The sequence below is a fragment of the Cytobacillus sp. FSL R7-0680 genome (assembly GCF_038009245.1).
Classification (GTDB): Bacteria; Bacillota; Bacilli; order Bacillales; family Cytobacillaceae; genus Cytobacillus; species Cytobacillus kochii.
The window spans coordinates 247,789-266,215 of the sequence record NZ_JBBPAO010000001.1 but is presented as its reverse complement, the minus strand read 5'-3'; the positions used below and the strand labels follow the sequence as shown (position 1 = coordinate 266,215).

Below are 18,427 nucleotides of genomic sequence, written 5' to 3'. Positions count from 1 at the left end.
CTAGCTAATTATTCTCTCTTGCTGGATTTTGATGCGATTCTCTGCTAGTCCAAACAAATTTCTCCCTCTTGCTTGCCGTTTGATATATTTCTATTTTTTCATTTAGAATTAATCAACTTTAATTTTTTATTAATTTTAACGACTTTTCATATTTGTCTATTGAACTTATACTAATATCCATGTATAGTACATAATTGTTTAATAAAGAAAAAAAACGTATAAAGTAAGAGTGGGTGTTTATCATGACAGCCATACTAATGATTGAGCAGAAAGGATTATTTAAATATGAAGCTTGGCGCCCGCATTCTGAAAACGGGGATCGCAATCATACTATCTTTATTTTTAGCAGAACTTTTTCAACTCCCATCTCCTGTTTTTGCAGGGATTGCAGCTATTTTTGCACTGCAACCAACGATTTATCGTTCTTATTTATCTGTACTTGAACAAATTCAAGGAAATATAATCGGAGCAGTAATCGCGGTATTATTTGTACTATTATTTGGTCATGAAATTCTCATTATCGGTTTAGCAGCAATAGTGGTTATTACGATTAATTTAAAATTAAAACTTGATAACACTATTGGTTTATCACTCGTTACAATGGTAGCGATTATGGTCACACCAGGAGATACCTTTACTGAGTTTGCCATTCTTAGGTTCTCGACAGTTATCCTCGGGATATTTTCTGCATTTATTGTTAATCTGGTGTTTATTCCACCGAAATATGAGAAGAAGTTATATGTAAAGATTTCTAATCTAACCGAAGAAATTACAAAGTGGATTCGCTTAAATATAAGGCATGCCTCTGAACATCATTTATTAAAGAATGATATACGGACCATGCAAGAAGGATTAACAAAGATTGATACGCTTTTTTCTTTATATAAAGAAGAACGTAATTACTTTAAAAAGAAGAACCATTCCAAACCGAGAAAATTAGTCATTTACCGGCAAATGAATGCCGCGAATAAAAAAGCTCTAGATACTTTAACAAAGATGCATCGCTTTGAGAATGATTTAGCAGAAATGCCGGAAGATTTTCAACACCTTATCCAGCAACAATTGGATATTATTACTCATTATCATGAACATGCGGTATTAAAATTTATTGGGAAAGTTCGACCGGAAGTCGTTTTTGAAGAAGGCGATATTACTTTAAGCAGAAAGGAACTTTTCACGCTCTTTTTAGAACAACAACATCTCATTTCAGATGATGGGCAGGTAGAATTAGCTCATACTATGCATATTGTATCTGCAATGATGGATTATAATGAACAAGTGGAACGATTGAATTGCCTTATTAGTAGCTTTCAAAAGTTCCATAAAGAAGACTCTTCTTTAACATTAGATGAAGCCGTTGACGAACAATAATCAATAAGAGGCTACCGGATATAAAATCTCCGATAGCCTCTTTTCCTCTAAATTTTTCTAATTCTTCATCCTCGGATCTAAGGCATCTCTTAATCCATCCCCCATTAAGTTAAAGCCGAGAACTGTTAACATAATGGCTATGCCAGGGAATATCATTGTCCACGGTGCTTGGATAAGTAACACTCTTGCATCTGAAAGCATTTTACCCCATTCCGGATTTGGTGCCTCTGCTCCTAAACCTAAGAACCCTAGAGCTGCTGCTTCAATAATAGCCGTACCAATTGCCAGAGTTCCTTGAACGATAATAGGTGCCATACTATTGGGAAGTACATGCCTAAATAGAATTCGATTATTTTTCATCCCAACTGCCTTCGCGGCTACAATATACTCCTCTTGTTTAACACTTAAAACTTTTGAACGAATTAACCTCCCAAAATTAGGAATATTAATAACAGCTATCGCAATTAATGCATTCTGCAGTGATGGTCCTAAGACGGCCACAATAGCAATTGCCAAAAGAATACTTGGGAAAGCAAGCATTATATCAAAAATCCTAGAGATAATCGTATCGATCCATCTCCCGTAATACCCCGCAATAATCCCTAATAAAGAACCCACAACAGCCGAACCCATTACCGCTAAAAAACCAACCCATAACGATATTCTCGCCCCAAAAATCACTCGCGAAAAAATATCTCTCCCAAAATCATCAGTTCCAAACCAATGTTCCGCTGATGGGGCTTGAAGCCTATTTGCCATATTCTGCTCATTAATGCCCTGTGGCGCAATGAATGGTGCAAAAATGGCTAACAGTATAAAAAATACAACAATCCCTGTACCGACTAAGGCAATTTTGTTTTTCATGAAGCTTTGTAACGCCTCCACCCAAGGCGATTGTACTTTATCTTCATTATTTTTTGGCTGAATAGGTGGTTTATTATTTACTGACACTTCCACGTCTATTCCTCCCTTAACGATAATTAATTCGCGGATCGATTGCAGCGTACAATAAGTCTATGAATAAATTAATCATGACAAATATAAATGCAATCACTAATATTCCAGATTGAATGACAGGATAATCTCTCGCACTAATCGCATCGTAAATATATCTGCCCATACCCGGCCAACTAAATATCGTTTCGGTAAGAATCGCACCACCTAACAATAATCCTGTTTGCAAACCTATCACAGTAAGAACAGGAATCACTGCGTTTTTTAATGAATGCTTGTACACAACCCAAAACATTCTTATTCCTTTAGCTCTTGCTGTTCTAATATAGTCAGATTTCATTACCTCTAACATTGAAGATCTCGTTATTCTAGCAATGATGGCCATTGGAATTGTAGCTAAAGCAAACGCTGGCAATATTAAATGACGTAACACATCAACAAATTGATCAAACCTACCTTGAATCAATGTATCTATTAAATATATATTTGTTATAGATGTAACAGGGTTCCTTACCTCTTCCCTTCCAGATGTCGGTAACCAATCAAGCTGAATAGAGAAGAACCATTGTTCCATCAAACCTAACCAAAAAATAGGTATAGAAACACCGATCAGTGCTAAAATCATCGCTATGTAATCAAACCAAGAATGCTGAAACCATGCACTTATGATACCAGCATTAACCCCTATAAAAATGGCAATTAACATTGCGCAAAAGGATAACTCTAAAGTTGCTGCTAAGTATGGCCAAATTTCCTGATTTATCGCTGTATTGGTTTTGATTGATTCTCCCAAATCACCAGTCAATAAATCTCCCAAATATGTAAAGTACTGAATATACCACGGTTGATCTAACCCGAGCTGTTGCGTTAAGGCCTCTATCGCCTCTTCCGTAGCTAATTGCCCTAATATGATTTGAGCTGGATCACCGGGAATTGCACGAATCATTAGAAAAACAATCAGTGATAAACCTAATAGAACGGGTATTAATGCAATTAACCGCCTAACTGTGTAAGTAAACATCTTCTCACCTCTATTACTACATTATTATCAGATGAATAGAAAAGGGAGTGTGCCACTCCCTTTTTCTATCTCTATTGATTTATTGACTGACCTCCACATGTGAAAGCAAATCAGACCCTGTCGGATGTGGTAGGAAATTCTTAATATTAGATTTCCCAGCTAAAATAGGACGTGAATGTACAAGCGGAATCCATGGTGCATCTTCTTTTATAATTACTTGTGCTTGTTTGTATAACTCATCTCTTTTCGCTTGATCAGTAGTTGCTTGCGCTTCTAATAATAAATCATGTACTTCACTGTTTTTGTAGTAAGTGTAGTTATTTGAACCGATGGCATCTTCATCTAATAATACATACAAGAAGTTATCTGCATCACCATTATCACCTGTCCATCCAAGTAAGAATGAATCAGCTTCTCCATTATTAGCTTTTTCTAAATATGTTCCCCATTCATATGAAACAATCTTAGCTTTAACGCCAATTTCAGCAAAATCAGCTTGTAGGGCTTCAGCTATTTTTTGGCCGTCCGGCATATATGGTCTTGGAACTGGCATTGCCCATAATTCCATCTCAAATCCGTCTTCATATCCAGCTTCCTTAAGTAATTCTTTTGCTTTTTCTGGATCGTATGGATAGTCTTCAATTTCATCATTATAACCAGAGATTACCGGTGGCATTGGATTTACAGCTGGGTCCGCTGCGCCAGCATAGAATGCATCGATGATTTCTTCTTTATTCACCGCATGGTTAAGTGCTTGACGGACTAACTTTTCCTGTAAAGGACCTCTCGTATTCGTTAATCCAACATAAGCAACATTCATTGTCGGTCTCTCAAATGTTTGTAGGTCTGGATTATCTTCAATTTGTTGGACGTCGCTGAAATTCACACCATCAATTAAATCAACTTCTCCTGAAGCTAAAGCGTTTAGTCTTGCAGAGTTCTCAGGAATAGATCTGAAAATGACTGAGTCTAATTTTGGTAAACCTTCATCCCAATACTCTTCATTTTTTACGATTGTGATTCTGTCATTTCTTTTCCATTCTTGAAATTTAAATGGACCCGTTCCAACTGGGTTTTCAAGGAATTTATCACCATGCTCTTCAATGGCTGTTGGACTGGCGATACCAAATGGTGACATCGCTAAGTTTTTATAGAACGGTGCAATTGCTGTATTTAACTTGACTTCAACCGTATAATCATCAACTGCTGTTACACTATCAACCTTATCTCCAAATTGAGAATTGTAATAATAGAATTGTTCTTTATTCCCTGCCATCCAACGTTCGAAGTTGAATACGACAGCTTCCGCATTAAAATCTGTTCCATCATGGAACTTAACTCCTTCACGTAGTTTAAGTGTCTGAGTCAACCCATCTTCACTTGTTTCCCAATCTGTTGCTAGACCAGGATGAAGCTCCGTATCTTGCTCACCAAATTCAACAAGCGTTTCAAAAATATTTTTCGTTACTTTAAAAGCTTCACCTTCAGTTGTAATTGCTGGGTCAAGAGAAGTTGAATCTCCTCCTCGACCAAAGACAAGTGTTCCTCCAGTGCTCCCTTCATCTGCTTCTCCGCCTTCATCTCCATTATCACCTGACGTAGAACTATTACATCCAGCAAAAATAAGGGTACTAACCATTAATACAATAAGTAGCCAAAAACTTTTCTTTTTCTTCATTCTTCATTCTCTCCCTTCTAATTTGCAATCTCTTTCTCATATAAATGGCAAGCCACCATATGTCCATCTTCTATTTCCTGCAAAAGTGGTCGTTCTTGCTTACAAATCTCCATACATTTTGAACATCTCGTATGGAAAGCACAACCGTTTGGTGGATCAGCAGGGTTAGGGATATCTCCAGATAGCACTCCCTGAGTAACAGCTATTTCTGGATCAGGGATCGGAACGGAACTTAGAAGTGCTTCTGTATATGGATGAAGTGGCTTATCATACAATTGTTTAGCGGTTGTTAACTCAACCATTCTTCCTAAATACATAACTCCTACACGGTCGCTAATATGTTTGATCACCCCTAGGTCATGGGCGATAAATATATAGGTCAGACCGAATTCTTTTTGTAAATCTTCTAATAAATTCAATACTTGTGCCTGTATGGATACATCTAGAGCAGACACAGGTTCATCAGCAATAATTAATTTGGGTCTGGTCATTAATGCGCGCGCAATTCCAATCCGTTGTCTTTGCCCCCCACTAAATTGATGGGGATAGCGTTTAGCATGGTAACCACTTAATCCAACAACTTCAAGCATTTCTCTTACCTGCTTCTTCCGTGTAGCTTTATCTCCAATCCCATGAACAATTAAAGGTTCTTCTAATATTTGTTCGACTGAGTGACGTGGATTGAGTGAAGCAAATGGATCTTGAAAGACCATTTGCATGTCTTTTCTCAATTTTCTCATCTCATAATCTGATAATTTCGTAATTTCTTTACCGTTAAATGAAATTTTCCCTTCGGTTGGCTCAATTAATCTCATCAACATCCGTCCAGTTGTTGACTTCCCACAACCCGATTCACCAACGATTCCTAATGTTTCTCCTTCATTAACAAAAAAACTAATATCATCTACTGCTTTTACATCCGCAACTTTGCGATTAAAAACGCCAGCAGTAATCGGAAAATATTTTTTTAGATTTTCTACTTCTAATATTGCTTTACTCATGAGACTTCCCTCCTCTTCTCATGTAGAAAGCATCTTACCGTATGCTCTTCACCATCTTCCATAAACAATACAGGGTCTTCCATTACGCAGCGTTCATGAGCAAATTCACATCTTTCAGCAAAACGGCAACCTTTTGTAATTGAGCCTGGTTTCGGTACATTGCCTGGAATAGAATATAATCTGGAATGCTCTCCCCTAATATCTGGAACCGACTTTAATAACCCCTGTGTATAAGGATGCTTTGGGTTTTTAAATAAATCTCCTACCTTTGCTTCTTCTACCACTTGTCCTGCGTACATTACAATGACACGCTCACACATTTGCGCCACTACTCCAAGGTCATGTGTAATCATCATAATAGAAGTTTGCAAAGTTTTATTTAGCTCTTTCATCAGACCAAGAATTTGCGATTGAATGGTTACATCCAAAGCAGTTGTTGGTTCATCAGCTATTAGTACTTCGGGATTACAGGACAGTGCCATGGCTATCATTACCCGCTGTCTCATTCCACCAGACAACTGATGCGGATACTCTTTCATTATCGCCTCTGCCCTTGGTAAGCCTACTAGCTTTAGCATTTTAAGTGCGATTTCATTTGCTTCTTTTTTTGTCTTTTTCATATGTATTTTGATGCCTTCTGTCATTTGTTCCCCTATTTTAAAAAGCGGATTGAGGCTAGTCATTGGCTCTTGAAAGATCATAGCAATTTCATTACCACGAATTTCTCTCATTCTCTTTTCATTAGCCCCTACTATATTCTCACCGTTAAGTAGTATTTCCCCGCCAACTATTTTCCCAGGTGGTTGCGGCACAAGCTTCATAATAGACAATGATGTTACGCTTTTACCACAACCTGATTCACCAACAATCCCTATTACCTCTCCTTTATGAATAGTAAAACTTACCTGATCGACGGCGGTTACTTCTCCGTCTTTAGTTACAAACGAAGTTTCTAGATTTCTTACCTCTAATACTGGAGATTGCGTCACTATGTCACCCCTTTATCAGTTTCTTCTACATTCTCCCTCCGTTTTTTAATATTTTATAAAATATGTAAGAATAAGTCTATTGTTTTTTCAGAAATATTTAAATATAATTATAATTCTTTAAAATTACGCTAGTTTGTTATTTTTTTATAATATAATTCCGAATTTTCCAATTATTAATATAATAAAATAGCAATTTATATATTTTATAGAGTCGGGAGTCACAAGCCTTATCTGCATTTACATTCGAGTGTATCTTAGGAACTACCTGTTTTCAGATACTAACTCAAGCCAACAGAAACTAAAAAATCACATACATGTCTAAATTCTAAAAAGAATTTTACATGAATGTGATTTCGATAGCGTTACCATCTAATTACGATTCGAGTTGTTGTACTTGGAAAAGCTTATAATAATGACCCTGTCTCTCCATTAATTCCTCATGTGAGCCCGTCTCCACAATTTCACCATATTCAACAACAACAATGCGATCGGCATGTGTGATTGTAGATAATCTATGAGCGACGATAAACGTCGTTCGATCCGTTGCCAAATCATTTAATGCCTCTTGAATAAGATGTTCGCTTTCTAAATCTAATGCTGAGGTCGCCTCATCTAATATAAGAATTGGAGGGTTTTTCAAGAAAATACGTGCAATAGCAATTCGTTGTTTTTGCCCACCGGAAAGCTTTACTCCTCGTTCTCCCACTTTCGTTTCATACCCTTCAGGCAAATCCATTATAAATCCATGTGCATTAGCTGCCTTAGCTGCTCTAATGACCTCTTCATCACTAGCATCAGGCTTTCCGAGTAATATATTTGCTTTTACTGATTCACTAAACAAAATATTATCTTGTAGTACCATACCAATATGATCTCGTAAACTTCTTACTTGGAAAGAACGAATATCTTCACCATCAAGTAATATTCGCCCACCTGAAACATCATAAAAGCGGGGAATTAAACTAACTAGTGAAGATTTTCCTCCACCACTCATTCCAACAAGTGCAATGGTTTCCCCTTGTTTCACATCTAAATTAATATCACGAAGAACAGCACCATCTTCATTATTATATTTAAAATGAACATCTTTGAACTCAATATGGCCAGCTACATTTCTACAAGGGATAGCATTTTCTTTATCATCAATATCATATTTTTCATCAACTAATTCAAACACACGGTCCATTGAAGCGATAGCTTGTGTCAATGTTGTCGATGAATTGACTAGCCTTCTAAGTGGATTATATAAACGGTCAATATAAGCTACAAATGCCATCATAACACCTAAAGTGATTTGTCCTTGTATTACTTGATATCCAGCAAAGGCAATTACTAGGAGTGGAGCAATATCAGTAATTGTATTCACGACTGCAAATGCTTTCGCATTCCACTTTGTATGATCAATAGCCTTTGATAAAAAGTTACTGTTATGCTTCGTGAAATTTCTTTGTTCATAATCTTCTGTGGCAAAACTTTTAATAACGGCCATTCCTTGAACTCTTTCGTGTAAATAACCTTGAACCTCAGCTAAAGCTTGTGATCGATCTCTTGTTAACCTTCGTAAATTTCCAAAGAAATACTTTACACTTAATGCATAGAACGGCATTAAAATAAGCGATACAATCGTCAATTTAACATCCATCGTAAACATAATTGCAACAGCTATAATAATGGTGGCCATATCCAGCCATAAATTCATCAGTCCTGTAACAACAAAATTCTTTGTTTGCTCTACATCATTTATGATTCTAGATATCACTTCACCTGATCGATTATTCGCATAAAATTTAAAGCTTAATTTCTGAATATGAGTAAAAAGTTTATCTCTAATATCAAATAAAATCTTGCTCGCTACCCATTGTGCGAAATATTGTCGATAATATTCTACTGGTGGCCTTACAATTATAAAAATAATCAACATCATACCCATGATCGTTAAAAGTTGTGTCATTTTTTCAGGTTGTGTAAGCGCATCATTTCCGACTATATCATCGATTACATATTTAATTAACAGCGGGATTAACAATGGTATTGCAAATTTCACAATACCAATTAGTATTGTTAAGAAAATCTGTAGGCGATACGGCTTAACAAAATGCATATATCTTTTAATTATGTTCAATTTTAGCCTGTCACCCTTTTTGTTCATTTATCTTTTAATCTATCCAGATTGTCATGATTCATTTCTTCTTCAAGCCTTCTAGATATTCATTATGTAAAGATAATACCATTTATTTTTCATGCCAAATAAAAACCTGTTGTTTATCATATCAACAGGCGCAAATAAAACATTTTATCTTCGGTAAGTTAAGTATCTTTCATACCAACCATCCACAAAATCCGGTGCAAAAGGACCTTTTCGTTGTCTGATTAAGAATATCAACTTGTCCACATTTGCCCACAAGATTTTATCAATCGGTGTGGGGTAACGCATTTCTTGCCGATGACGCTCATATTCATCTTCATCCAATAAATTAAACGTCATATCCGGAAAAACTTTAATATCTAAATCGTAATCAATATACTTAACCGCCTCTCCATCGTAAATAAAAGGAGAGCTTAAATTACAATAATAGTACACGCCATCTTCTCTCAGCATTCCGATAATATTAAACCAATATTGTGAGTGAAAATAACAGATTGCCGGTTCTCTCGTAATCCAAGTTCGACCATCTGATTCAGTAACCATTGTACGATCGTTTGCTCCAATAATTAAGTTTTGCGTACCTTTAAGGATTGTTGACTCTTCCCAGACGCGATGGATGTGCCCATTATGTTTATAACTATGAATTTGTACCGGTTCACCTTCTATGGGTACCGCCATTCTTTTCCCCTACTTTCCTTTCTGGAAGCTTTGGAACCTTTTATTAAAAAGGACATCCTCTCAAACTTATTACCTTCTATAATGCTTCCGATAAGTTGATTGATGATTAAAGGTAACAAAGTGCAGATCCTATTTTCTATTTATTATAACGTTAAAAAATGAATTTTAAAACAAAGACAGCTTAATTGTCGGTAGATTCAGCAGTAATTGGGTATGTAATGCTCATCCTATTGTATCATTCTTGCCTTTAACATATGTTTACTAAACGATAATCTTTGCATTTTTCATATTTTGTTTGCGAAACAATTTCACAACTTCATTCGTTTGCTGTTCGAATACAGCCACTATTTCATCTAATTCATCATTCATTTTTTGGATCTCACTGTGAATATCGCTTACAGCTGTTCTAGAGCGTAAACGAGAAAGTTCATTTTGAAGTTCATGACATCTCTCCACTTCACTTTGCAAATAAAGTAAATGATCCATTGTTTTCATTTGTTCTTCAACCAATGCTTGAAATTCTTTCATAAAAATACACCAGCCTTTAAAGTCTTTTCTAACCTATTCTATCTTTTTTGTATCGATTCCTTTGCAGATTATTGTTGATGAGATAGAACTTTTGTCGAAATAAAAGAAGACTAAATATAAAAAAGCACCCCTTTTGAAAAAAAGGAGCGCCTTTTATGAAGAACTATTGTTGATTTTGGTTGTTTTGGTTTTTCGCTTTTTGCTTATTAGCTTCAGCTTGTTGATTTTGTTGTCTTACTTCTTGAGCGTTTGTTTCACTCGCAAATTCTTGATTATATTGTTGTTGGTTTTGTTGTTGTTGATTTTGCTTTTTAGCCATCCTAATCACCTCCACGCTCATTAATTTAACCAGAGCGAGAGGAATTATCCATTTTTTTCGAAGTAATTATATTCCGAATATTACATCAAACTAATAATGAGATGCCACCATCCACTATTATCGTTTGTCCACGAATCATGCTAGCATCATCAGATACTAAAAACATGACCGAGTTGACCATATCATCAATAGAGACCATTCTACCTGCTGGCGTTTTTTCATTTGCTTCAGCTAATAACTCTTCTCTATTCGGAAAATGTTTTAATGCCTCTGTATCCACTGCTCCACCTGATACGGCATTTACACATATATTTTTCGGTGCTAATTCAACAGCTAAATATCTTGTTAAAGCCTCAACAGCAGCTTTAGAAACACCGACTACAGTATAATTTTCCAAGTAGCGAATAGAACCTAGTGAGCTAATGCTGACAATCTTTCCACCGCCATTTTTCTCCATTAACTTAGCTGCTTCTTTCGCACAAAATAACAACGCTTTACTATTAATATTCATTGTCCAATTCCAATGAGTTTCCTCTAGTTCCATGATAGGTCTTTGTACGCCTGATGCAGCATTACTAATGAAAACATCTAAACGGCCAAACGTTTCATCTATTTGCGCAAACATTGATTTTATTTTTTCATTATCGCCGACATTTGCTTTAATTGTTAATACTTTTCTTCCTAATGATTCGATCTCCCGAGCGACTTCTTCCGCTTGTGAACGACTACGAGCATAGTTTAAAACAATATCATAACCCTCTTGTGCAAGTCTCAATGCAGTAGCTCTGCCAATGCCTCTGCTACTTCCTGTAATTAGTGCAACTTTTCCTTCATTCATCTAAAAACTTGCTCCTTTCAATGTTCAATTCTTCCATCGTACCCATTTTATCTTGTTGTGTTATGATTGACAATCTCATTCATCCATTATCCCCTTATACTGCATGTACTGCTTGAACATTTTTTGATGGGAGACGGGAAATGGATATTTTTTTATGTCTTCTAAGGATACTAACTTTACATTTTCTGTTTCGGTTACTGAATGAATTTCCCCTTCATACAAATTGATATGCCATGTAAGATGCGTGAACACATGATCGATTTGACCAATACGCTGTTTAATTTTCAAATGCGTATCGTATGACTTAGATAATTGATTTTGGAGTTGCTGTTTATCTGAATCGATTTGAAGATGAATTTCTTCATTAGGAAACTCCCATAAATTAGCTAATAATCCTTTATTTGGCCTTTTGCGGATTAATAACTGCCCCTTACTATTAGAGAGAATGGCGGAAGCAATCTGAACATGCTTATTTTTCACCTTTTTAGTTTTTACAGGTAATTCCGCTTGCTTACCTTCATAAAAAGCATGACAATGATCCCTCACTGGGCATAATAAGCAAGATGGGGAAGTTGGCGTACATATAAGCGCACCTAACTCCATTAAAGCTTGATTAAAATACGATGGGTTGTCATGAGAAATTAACTCTCTTACCGCTGCTTCAAATATTTTTCTCGCTGAAGCTTTAGCGATATCATCCTCGATCATGAGAATACGTGAAAGAACACGCATCACGTTGCCATCAACTGCAGGTTCTGGCTCGCCATAGGCAATACTTAATATCGCACCAGCAGTGTAAGGGCCAACACCTTTTAATGCAGAAATATCCTTAATATTGTTAGGTACTACTCCGTCATACTGTTCCTGTACTTCTCTGACTGCAGATTGTAAATTTCTTGCCCTAGAATAATAACCAAGACCTTCCCAAAGTTTCAGCACCTTTTCTTCTTCCGCTTCTGCAAGATCTTTCACTGTAGGAAACGCCTCCATAAAACGTAAAAAGTACGGGATAACGGTGTCGACTCTTGTTTGTTGGAGCATGATTTCAGACACCCATACTTTATATGGATCTTTATCCTTTCTCCATGGTAGGTCTCTCTGCTCTTTTTCAAACCAAGATAATAAATCCTGTTGAAATGCATAAATATCTATAAGATTATCTTTTAGTTGAGAATTGTTCATTTTTTTTAACCTCCATGATTTGAAACTATGTTAATTAGGGAATATACTAAATAAAATATTAAAAACAAAAAGGAGGAATTCCTCTTTTGGATACCGGAACTCACGTAGTCATGGGACTGGCGCTCGGAGGACTTGCAACACTTGACCCCGTTGTTGCCAATAGTTCAATAACAGCAGCAAGTGTAATGGTCGGTACAATAATTGGATCACAAATACCAGATATCGATACCATATTAAAATTAAAAAATAACGCTTCATATATAAGAAATCATCGGGGTGTTACTCATAGCATTCCAGCGGTGATACTATGGCCATTACTAATAACAGGTGTTATTTATTTATTTTTTCCGGAAACAAATCTTTTTCACCTTTGGTTATGGACCTTTATAGCTGTATTTTTACATGTATTTGTCGATATTTTTAATGCTTATGGCACACAAGCTTTAAGGCCATTTTCATCGAGATGGGTAGCATTAGGTATGATCAATACATTTGATCCGTTTATTTTTGCCATGCACGTCTTTGGCTTGTTTCTGTGGATATTCGGAATGGACCCAGGATATACATTCCTAGTTATTTATTGTATTTTATTTATTTATTATATTTTACGTTATTTTGCAAAGAAATCCGTTGAAGCGAAAGTTCAAAAGCTCATCCCTGACGCAACAGAAATCATTATATCACCAACTATGAAATACAACCAATGGAGAATTGCTATAAAAAATAAAGATAGCTTTTTTGTTGGACGCGCCCTTAGAGGTCAAGTTCGTATTGTTGATCAGTTTAAGCGTGTACCTATACCAAAAACACCGATTTTTAACGCAGCAACGAAAGATAAGAATATCTCTGCCTTTCTTTCCTTTTCTCCAGTATATAGATGGGAAATTGAGACAATCGAAAACATTGTAGAAATTAGATTTATCGATTTAAGATATCGTAGCAATGAATATTATCCATTTGTTGCTGTTGCCCATTTAGACAAGGATTTAACGATCATCAACTCATATACGGGCTGGATATTTAGTGAGGAGAAATTGAAGAAGAAATTAGATATTATTACAAATTAAACAGTAAATGTGCAAACACAACAAATAAGCTCCCCCATTAGCTCCTATTAACGAACGGGGGAGCTCTCTTTTATGGCTTAATTCATTTTATTTTTATCTTCCTCAAGTAAATGCTTATATTTTGGATTTTTTGCGATAAACTCATGTAATTTAGCCCCATGATTTTCAATCCATTGGCTGACTACTTTAGCAGTCATCTCTTCACCCTGATATTTTTTTCCTGCCTTCGCATAGGTCGCTTCAAAATCCTCCCAAAGCAATTCAATCCATGTTCTGGCAATGTGAACAGACAATTGATCATTTATTTCCAATAAACGATTAAGAAGTTTATTTTGAAATTCATTCATCTTTTACCCTACTTCCAAATTATTTTTTCCGTGTGTGAAATACGTATTTGCTTATACTAATGAATAGGCGAAGTTGAATAAATGACGCTTCGCAAATATTTTTAGAAATGAGGCAAAAACGATGCGTAATAAAGCCGCTCATTTCCCTAATCAGAACCACAATAAGTTTGACGGTGAACCACGTGCCAAAGCTGAGTTTGCTTCCAAAAGAGCAGATGGAACGATACAAACACAGCCACAGGAACGGATGAAGGCATCATCAAATCGCAATAGCAATACAACTGATTTTTAAACTTAGGGGGTTAATTTACATGGTAAACAAAAAAGAAATCTTTGGTGAAAACGAATTTAACAGTCCGTTTGCATCCGGACATTTCAATCCGAAAAAGGCACATTACCAAGTAAATGGAGAGACACAACAAACGCAAAATCTTATTAAGCTCAAGCGAACTTTACAAAAAACCCCTTAACACTGAAAGAGGATGATAAATACGTCATCCTCTTTTTAAAGATTTTTCAACTTGCCGAGCATTGCAATCGGTAAAGCTTCTTGCTCTTGATCTCCAGATAAGCGATAACCCCAAGCAAAAACGCCATTCATATAATCAATTTTAAAGTAAGAGCCTGGATCTCCCTCTATTTCATATATTTCATTTGTAATAAAGTCATCGGGATTGAGCAAATACGACTTAGCCATCACTGTTTTTCTTTCCAGTACAGCGAATTCATTAACCATTCCTAATTGCTCAGCTTTTCTAGATTTTTCTCTTAATTGAGCAATTTCTTGTTTTAGCTCATATTCGCTCAATTGGCTATACCTTTTTTCTTGCATAGTAAAAAGACCTCCTCATACATCTTTATTTTCTTTTAAATAGGCATCAATTAAATGCAAAGGAAACCCTTTTCGAAATAACGCTTGCTTTAACTTTTGCTCATAGATGAATGGTTCTTCATGATTATATTTTCTACTTATTTTTTCAGCTTGACGTTTCAGAGCTCCCATCTCCTCATCATCGTCTTTATCTAATTGTATTTCTTCAAGTGCCAACTGAATCATATCATAACTGAAGCCTTTTCTCGTTAACATTTGCTCTATTTTTTGTTGCATCATTCTTGAGGAATCTTTTTTATATTTAAGCGTATATTTCTGACAAAGAGAAATGGCTGTTTCAACTTGCTCTTCCTTTGGGTATAGTTCTATAACATCTTGTATGATTTTTTCAGCTATACCTTTATCTTTCAATTCATGTCTAATTATATTTGGACCTTTATCTGTCGTATTCTTTTGGGTTCTCACAAATGCAATAGCGAATTCTTCATCATTCAAGAATTGGTATTGATATAATTTATGGATCACTTCATCTATCAACTCAACAGCATACTCTTTCTTGATTAAATGTGTACGAACTTCAGATTCAGAACGCATTCTACTAGAAAGATAATGGATGGCCGTATTGTACGCCTTTCTAATCTCATCTTGGAATTGAATTTCTCCGATGAGTAAGGAATCAATCTCTTTCCCTTTTTTCATATTATATTTAATTAACACATCTTCATCCACACTGAAGGCATACGTCTCTCCATGCTCACTGTCGGTATAGATATTGTAGCGATCTTTATTTTTCTTTTGAATCGTAATTTTAGTAATTGTAGGCATATCCTCACCTCACTTTAACTTTACCACAAAAAAAACAGGTTTTAATCCACTTTTCATTGAATTCATTTAGAAATAGAAGAGAATTTTTGCGGAGGGGTCAACATGAAAATTGCTTTAACAGGCGGAACGGGCTTTATTGGACAAAAACTAACTGACCAATTATTACAAGAAAATCACCAAGTTTATATACTTACAAGAAATAAAGGAAAGAAGCAAGAAAAACAAGGTCTCCACTTTGTTCAATGGTTAAATGAAGGGGATGAACCAGAAGAAATGCTAGAAGGAATAGATGTCCTCATTAATTTAGCTGGGGAATCAATCAACAGTGGTCGTTGGACTGAAGAAAGAAAAAGACGAATATACCATAGTCGAATGCATGCTACAAATGAGGTAATACGCCTAATCGATCATCTAAACGAAAAGCCATACACCCTTATTAATGCAAGTGCTGTTGGCTATTATGGCACATCAGAAAAGCGTACATTTGACGAGGCAAGTCCTTATTCTGGTGAGGATTTTTTAAGTACTGTCGTTAAAAACTGGGAGGATATAGCAAAAACTGCCGAAAAAGATTGGAATATACGCACGATATGTTGTCGTTTTGGCATCATTCTCGATAAAAATGCAGGGGCGTTACCTAAGATGGCCCTTCCATATAAACTCTTTGCTGGAGGTAGAATTGGTAGTGGTAATCAATGGCTTTCTTGGATTCATATTAATGACGTTATCTCCGCAATCGTTTATATGATTGAACATGAATCAATAGAAGGTCCCGTCAATTTTACTGCTCCAAACCCAGTAACCATGAATGAGTTTGGCCATACATTAAGCACTGTGCTCCATAAACCACATTGGCTACCTGTCCCTTCATTTGCAGTAAAAGCTATCCTTGGTGAAATGAGTAAGCTCGTAACTGAAGGGCAAAAAGTTACACCAAATAAGCTTCTGAGTCATGATTACCCTTTTCATTTTACTCATTTAAAAGAAGCATTAGAAGATATTTATCAGAAGTAGCTTTAATATTTTGATGTTACAAATACACTCTGTTGATTAAATACAGAAGATAAGTGATTCTTTTGAGTGGTCGCATCTTTTGTTTACGTAAATAGACCATTTCTTTCACTTTTTTTGCTCTGATTTTTTCTTTTAACCACTTTTCTACTAAGAATGGTCGTTTATCCATTCGCCGTGCTTCTCCGTTAAGTTAATTGAACTTTTTCGGGGAAGAAATTCTTCCCTAGGACGATCTGGGGCATGATTCTTTTCTGAGGACGGTGATTTCTCCTATTTCCTCACTCTCGTGAATTTCTGTATAAATTTCAAGCTAGCAAAGTACTTTTTGATTGTTTGTACTCCTATGGAAATTAATACAAAACTGCTTTTTCGCGATTTTTTGTGTTTTTGGATTTAAAATCTATTTAGGTATAGTCCTCTTCCTTTTTCTTTCTGCCTTTTGCGCGTATCTACTGTTTGCGCGCAGTTCTTTTCCTTTTCTTGCTGTCTTTTGCGCGTATATACGATTTACGCGCAGTTCTTTTCCTTCTCTTACTGCCTTTTGCGCGTATCTTCTGTTTGCGCGCAGTTCTCTTCCTTTTCTTTCTGCCTTTTGCGCGTATCTTCGTTTTGCGCGCAGTTCTCTTCCTTTTCTTTCTGCCTTTTTGCGCGTATCCACGTTTTGAACGCAGCTATCTCCCTTTTCTTGCTGCCTTTTGCGCGTATCTACTGTTTGCGCGCAGTTCTCTCCCTTTTCTTGCTGCCTTTTGCGCGTATCCACGTTTTGCGCGCAGTTCTCTCCCTTTTCTTGCTGCCTTTTGCGCGTATCTTCTGTTTGCGCGCAGTTCTCTTCCTTTTCTTTCTGCCTTTTGCGCGTATCTTCGTTTTGCGCGCAATTCCCTCCTTTTTCTTCCTGTCTTTTGCGCGTATCTTCGTTTTGCGCGCAGTTCTCTCCCTTTTCTTGCTGCATTTTGCGCGTATCTTCGTTTTGCGCGCAGTTCTCTCCCTTTTCTTGCTGCCTTTTGCGCGTATCTTCTGTTTGCGCGCAGTTCTCTTCCTTTTCTTGCTGCATTTTGCGCGTATCCACGTTTTGCGCGCAGTTCTCCCCCTTTTCTTGCTGCCTTTTGCGCGTATATACCATTTACGCGCAGTTCTCTTCCTTTTCTTTCTACCTTTTGCGCGTATCCGCGTTTTGCGCGCAGTTCTCTTCCTTTTCTTGCTGTCTTTTGCGCGTATCCACGTTTTGCGCGCAGTTCTCCCCCTTTTCTTACTGCATTTTGCACATATACACGTATTGTCTGCAGTTCTCCTTTTTCTCCTCTAAGGACGACAGGAAGGCTATTCTTCCTCTTGCGACACTCTCAGTTTCTTTCCCTTCTAAAAAGCCAACACTTTCGCGATTCTCTCCCCTTCTCGAACACTTTTATTCTCTATTTACTTCCTCATCTCTTACTTCAATCGTATGGTACTCGTGAAAATAGGGCAATCTAATAAAGTTTACTACTAATAAGAAAGGGTGAATGTTATGGCAAATGATAAAAAGAGGAAAGAACGGAGCTTTAGTGGTCTTTCAAGCATGCAAGAAGTTACATATGCAAAAGAATTTAAACGTGCTGATCGTGCAGCCAAAAACCCCCTTCAGCAAAGACATTAGATTT

The 18,427-nt window shown here is 36.4% G+C and carries 23 protein-coding genes; 6 read left to right on the top strand and 17 right to left on the bottom strand.

Annotation, left to right across the window (positions count from 1 at the left end; all coding sequences use genetic code 11):
• Nucleotides 1–285 precede the first annotated feature (285 nt).
• Entirely contained in the window at nucleotides 286–1,371 is a 1,086-nt protein-coding gene (locus tag MKY26_RS01320; protein ID WP_307317977.1) for an FUSC family protein, read from the top strand.
• A gap of 57 nt (nucleotides 1,372–1,428) precedes the next feature.
• On the opposite strand, the gene nikC is transcribed toward MKY26_RS01320, so the two are convergent.
• The 11 genes from nikC to mutY form a co-directional block, all read right to left on the bottom strand.
• Nucleotides 1,429–2,322, bottom strand: a complete 894-nt coding sequence (gene nikC / locus MKY26_RS01315; RefSeq protein WP_233435343.1) for a nickel transporter permease — start codon at nucleotides 2,320–2,322, stop codon at nucleotides 1,429–1,431.
• A 19-nt stretch (nucleotides 2,323–2,341) separates the two neighbouring features.
• On the bottom strand, nucleotides 2,342–3,346 hold the full coding sequence (locus tag MKY26_RS01310; protein WP_095369997.1) for an ABC transporter permease: 1,005 nt from the start codon (nucleotides 3,344–3,346) through the stop codon (nucleotides 2,342–2,344).
• A 79-nt stretch (nucleotides 3,347–3,425) separates the two neighbouring features.
• Nucleotides 3,426–5,024, bottom strand: coding sequence for an ABC transporter substrate-binding protein (locus MKY26_RS01305; protein WP_095369998.1), 1,599 nt, complete (start codon nucleotides 5,022–5,024; stop codon nucleotides 3,426–3,428).
• A gap of 17 nt (nucleotides 5,025–5,041) precedes the next feature.
• On the bottom strand, nucleotides 5,042–6,025 hold the full coding sequence (locus MKY26_RS01300; protein WP_095369999.1) for an ABC transporter ATP-binding protein: 984 nt from the start codon (nucleotides 6,023–6,025) through the stop codon (nucleotides 5,042–5,044).
• On the bottom strand, nucleotides 6,022–7,014 hold the full coding sequence (locus tag MKY26_RS01295) for an ABC transporter ATP-binding protein (RefSeq protein WP_095370000.1): 993 nt from the start codon (nucleotides 7,012–7,014) through the stop codon (nucleotides 6,022–6,024). Before MKY26_RS01295 ends, MKY26_RS01300 begins: the two co-directional genes overlap by 4 nt.
• A 373-nt stretch (nucleotides 7,015–7,387) precedes the next feature.
• Nucleotides 7,388–9,136, bottom strand: a complete 1,749-nt coding sequence (locus MKY26_RS01290) for an ABC transporter ATP-binding protein (RefSeq protein ID WP_095370001.1) — start codon at nucleotides 9,134–9,136, stop codon at nucleotides 7,388–7,390.
• A gap of 171 nt (nucleotides 9,137–9,307) precedes the next feature.
• Nucleotides 9,308–9,838: a nucleoside tri-diphosphate phosphatase gene (gene ntdP, locus MKY26_RS01285; RefSeq protein WP_095370002.1), complete on the bottom strand. Its 531-nt coding sequence runs from the start codon at nucleotides 9,836–9,838 to the stop codon at nucleotides 9,308–9,310.
• Between the two features lie 261 nt (nucleotides 9,839–10,099).
• Nucleotides 10,100–10,366: a YgaB family protein gene (locus tag MKY26_RS01280; RefSeq protein WP_095370003.1), complete on the bottom strand. Its 267-nt coding sequence runs from the start codon at nucleotides 10,364–10,366 to the stop codon at nucleotides 10,100–10,102.
• Between the two features lie 163 nt (nucleotides 10,367–10,529).
• Nucleotides 10,530–10,685 (bottom strand): gamma-type small acid-soluble spore protein, encoded by a 156-nt coding sequence (locus tag MKY26_RS01275; protein ID WP_224935696.1) that lies wholly within the window; start codon nucleotides 10,683–10,685, stop codon nucleotides 10,530–10,532.
• Between the two features lie 85 nt (nucleotides 10,686–10,770).
• Nucleotides 10,771–11,523 carry an enoyl-[acyl-carrier-protein] reductase FabL gene (gene fabL / locus MKY26_RS01270; protein WP_341091875.1) on the bottom strand — a complete coding sequence of 251 codons (753 nt, stop codon included), beginning with the start codon at nucleotides 11,521–11,523 and terminating at the stop codon, nucleotides 10,771–10,773.
• A gap of 75 nt (nucleotides 11,524–11,598) precedes the next feature.
• Complete coding sequence (gene mutY, locus MKY26_RS01265; protein WP_322910068.1) at nucleotides 11,599–12,705, bottom strand: A/G-specific adenine glycosylase; 1,107 nt, start codon at nucleotides 12,703–12,705, stop codon at nucleotides 11,599–11,601.
• An 86-nt stretch (nucleotides 12,706–12,791) separates the two neighbouring features.
• On the opposite strand from mutY, the gene MKY26_RS01260 reads away from it, so the two are divergent.
• Nucleotides 12,792–13,772 (top strand): metal-dependent hydrolase, encoded by a 981-nt coding sequence (locus MKY26_RS01260; protein ID WP_095370006.1) that lies wholly within the window; start codon nucleotides 12,792–12,794, stop codon nucleotides 13,770–13,772.
• Nucleotides 13,773–13,849: 77 nt separating this feature from the next.
• Here the strand turns inward: MKY26_RS01260 and MKY26_RS01255 are convergent, their stop codons facing one another.
• Nucleotides 13,850–14,119: a YfhJ family protein gene (locus MKY26_RS01255; protein ID WP_095370007.1), complete on the bottom strand. Its 270-nt coding sequence runs from the start codon at nucleotides 14,117–14,119 to the stop codon at nucleotides 13,850–13,852.
• A gap of 121 nt (nucleotides 14,120–14,240) precedes the next feature.
• Here MKY26_RS01255 and MKY26_RS01250 point away from each other — a divergent pair, with 121 nt between their 5' ends.
• Together MKY26_RS01250 and MKY26_RS01245 are read left to right on the top strand one after the other, a co-directional pair.
• Nucleotides 14,241–14,411, top strand: a complete 171-nt coding sequence (locus MKY26_RS01250; protein WP_095370008.1) for a small, acid-soluble spore protein K — start codon at nucleotides 14,241–14,243, stop codon at nucleotides 14,409–14,411.
• A gap of 19 nt (nucleotides 14,412–14,430) precedes the next feature.
• A complete protein-coding gene (locus MKY26_RS01245; protein ID WP_095370009.1) occupies nucleotides 14,431–14,589 on the top strand; it encodes a YpzG family protein in 159 nt (52 codons plus the stop codon).
• 35 nt (nucleotides 14,590–14,624) lie between these two features.
• Here MKY26_RS01245 and MKY26_RS01240 read toward each other — a convergent pair whose 3' ends face one another.
• Both MKY26_RS01240 and recX read right to left on the bottom strand, forming a co-directional pair.
• The gene (locus tag MKY26_RS01240) at nucleotides 14,625–14,951 is read right to left on the bottom strand and encodes a YfhH family protein (RefSeq protein ID WP_095370010.1); all 327 of its coding nucleotides are present in this window, start codon (nucleotides 14,949–14,951) and stop codon (nucleotides 14,625–14,627) included.
• A gap of 15 nt (nucleotides 14,952–14,966) precedes the next feature.
• A complete protein-coding gene (gene recX / locus MKY26_RS01235; RefSeq protein WP_307317993.1) occupies nucleotides 14,967–15,776 on the bottom strand; it encodes a recombination regulator RecX in 810 nt (269 codons plus the stop codon).
• A 102-nt stretch (nucleotides 15,777–15,878) separates the two neighbouring features.
• Here recX and MKY26_RS01230 point away from each other — a divergent pair, with 102 nt between their 5' ends.
• Entirely contained in the window at nucleotides 15,879–16,790 is a 912-nt protein-coding gene (locus MKY26_RS01230) for a TIGR01777 family oxidoreductase (protein WP_307317995.1), read from the top strand.
• A 16-nt stretch (nucleotides 16,791–16,806) separates the two neighbouring features.
• On the opposite strand, the gene MKY26_RS01225 is transcribed toward MKY26_RS01230, so the two are convergent.
• The 3 genes from MKY26_RS01225 to MKY26_RS01215 all read right to left on the bottom strand — a co-directional run bounded on the left by MKY26_RS01225 (nucleotide 16,807) and on the right by MKY26_RS01215 (nucleotide 18,052).
• A complete protein-coding gene (locus tag MKY26_RS01225; protein ID WP_341091871.1) occupies nucleotides 16,807–16,959 on the bottom strand; it encodes a hypothetical protein in 153 nt (50 codons plus the stop codon).
• 231 nt (nucleotides 16,960–17,190) lie between these two features.
• The gene (locus MKY26_RS01220; RefSeq protein ID WP_341091869.1) at nucleotides 17,191–17,448 is read right to left on the bottom strand and encodes a hypothetical protein; all 258 of its coding nucleotides are present in this window, start codon (nucleotides 17,446–17,448) and stop codon (nucleotides 17,191–17,193) included.
• Between the two features lie 13 nt (nucleotides 17,449–17,461).
• Entirely contained in the window at nucleotides 17,462–18,052 is a 591-nt protein-coding gene (locus MKY26_RS01215) for a hypothetical protein (RefSeq protein ID WP_341091866.1), read from the bottom strand.
• A gap of 242 nt (nucleotides 18,053–18,294) precedes the next feature.
• On the opposite strand from MKY26_RS01215, the gene MKY26_RS01210 reads away from it, so the two are divergent.
• Nucleotides 18,295–18,423, top strand: a complete 129-nt coding sequence (locus tag MKY26_RS01210) for a YfhE family protein (RefSeq protein WP_095370014.1) — start codon at nucleotides 18,295–18,297, stop codon at nucleotides 18,421–18,423.
• The last annotated feature ends 4 nt before the right edge of the window (nucleotides 18,424–18,427 follow it).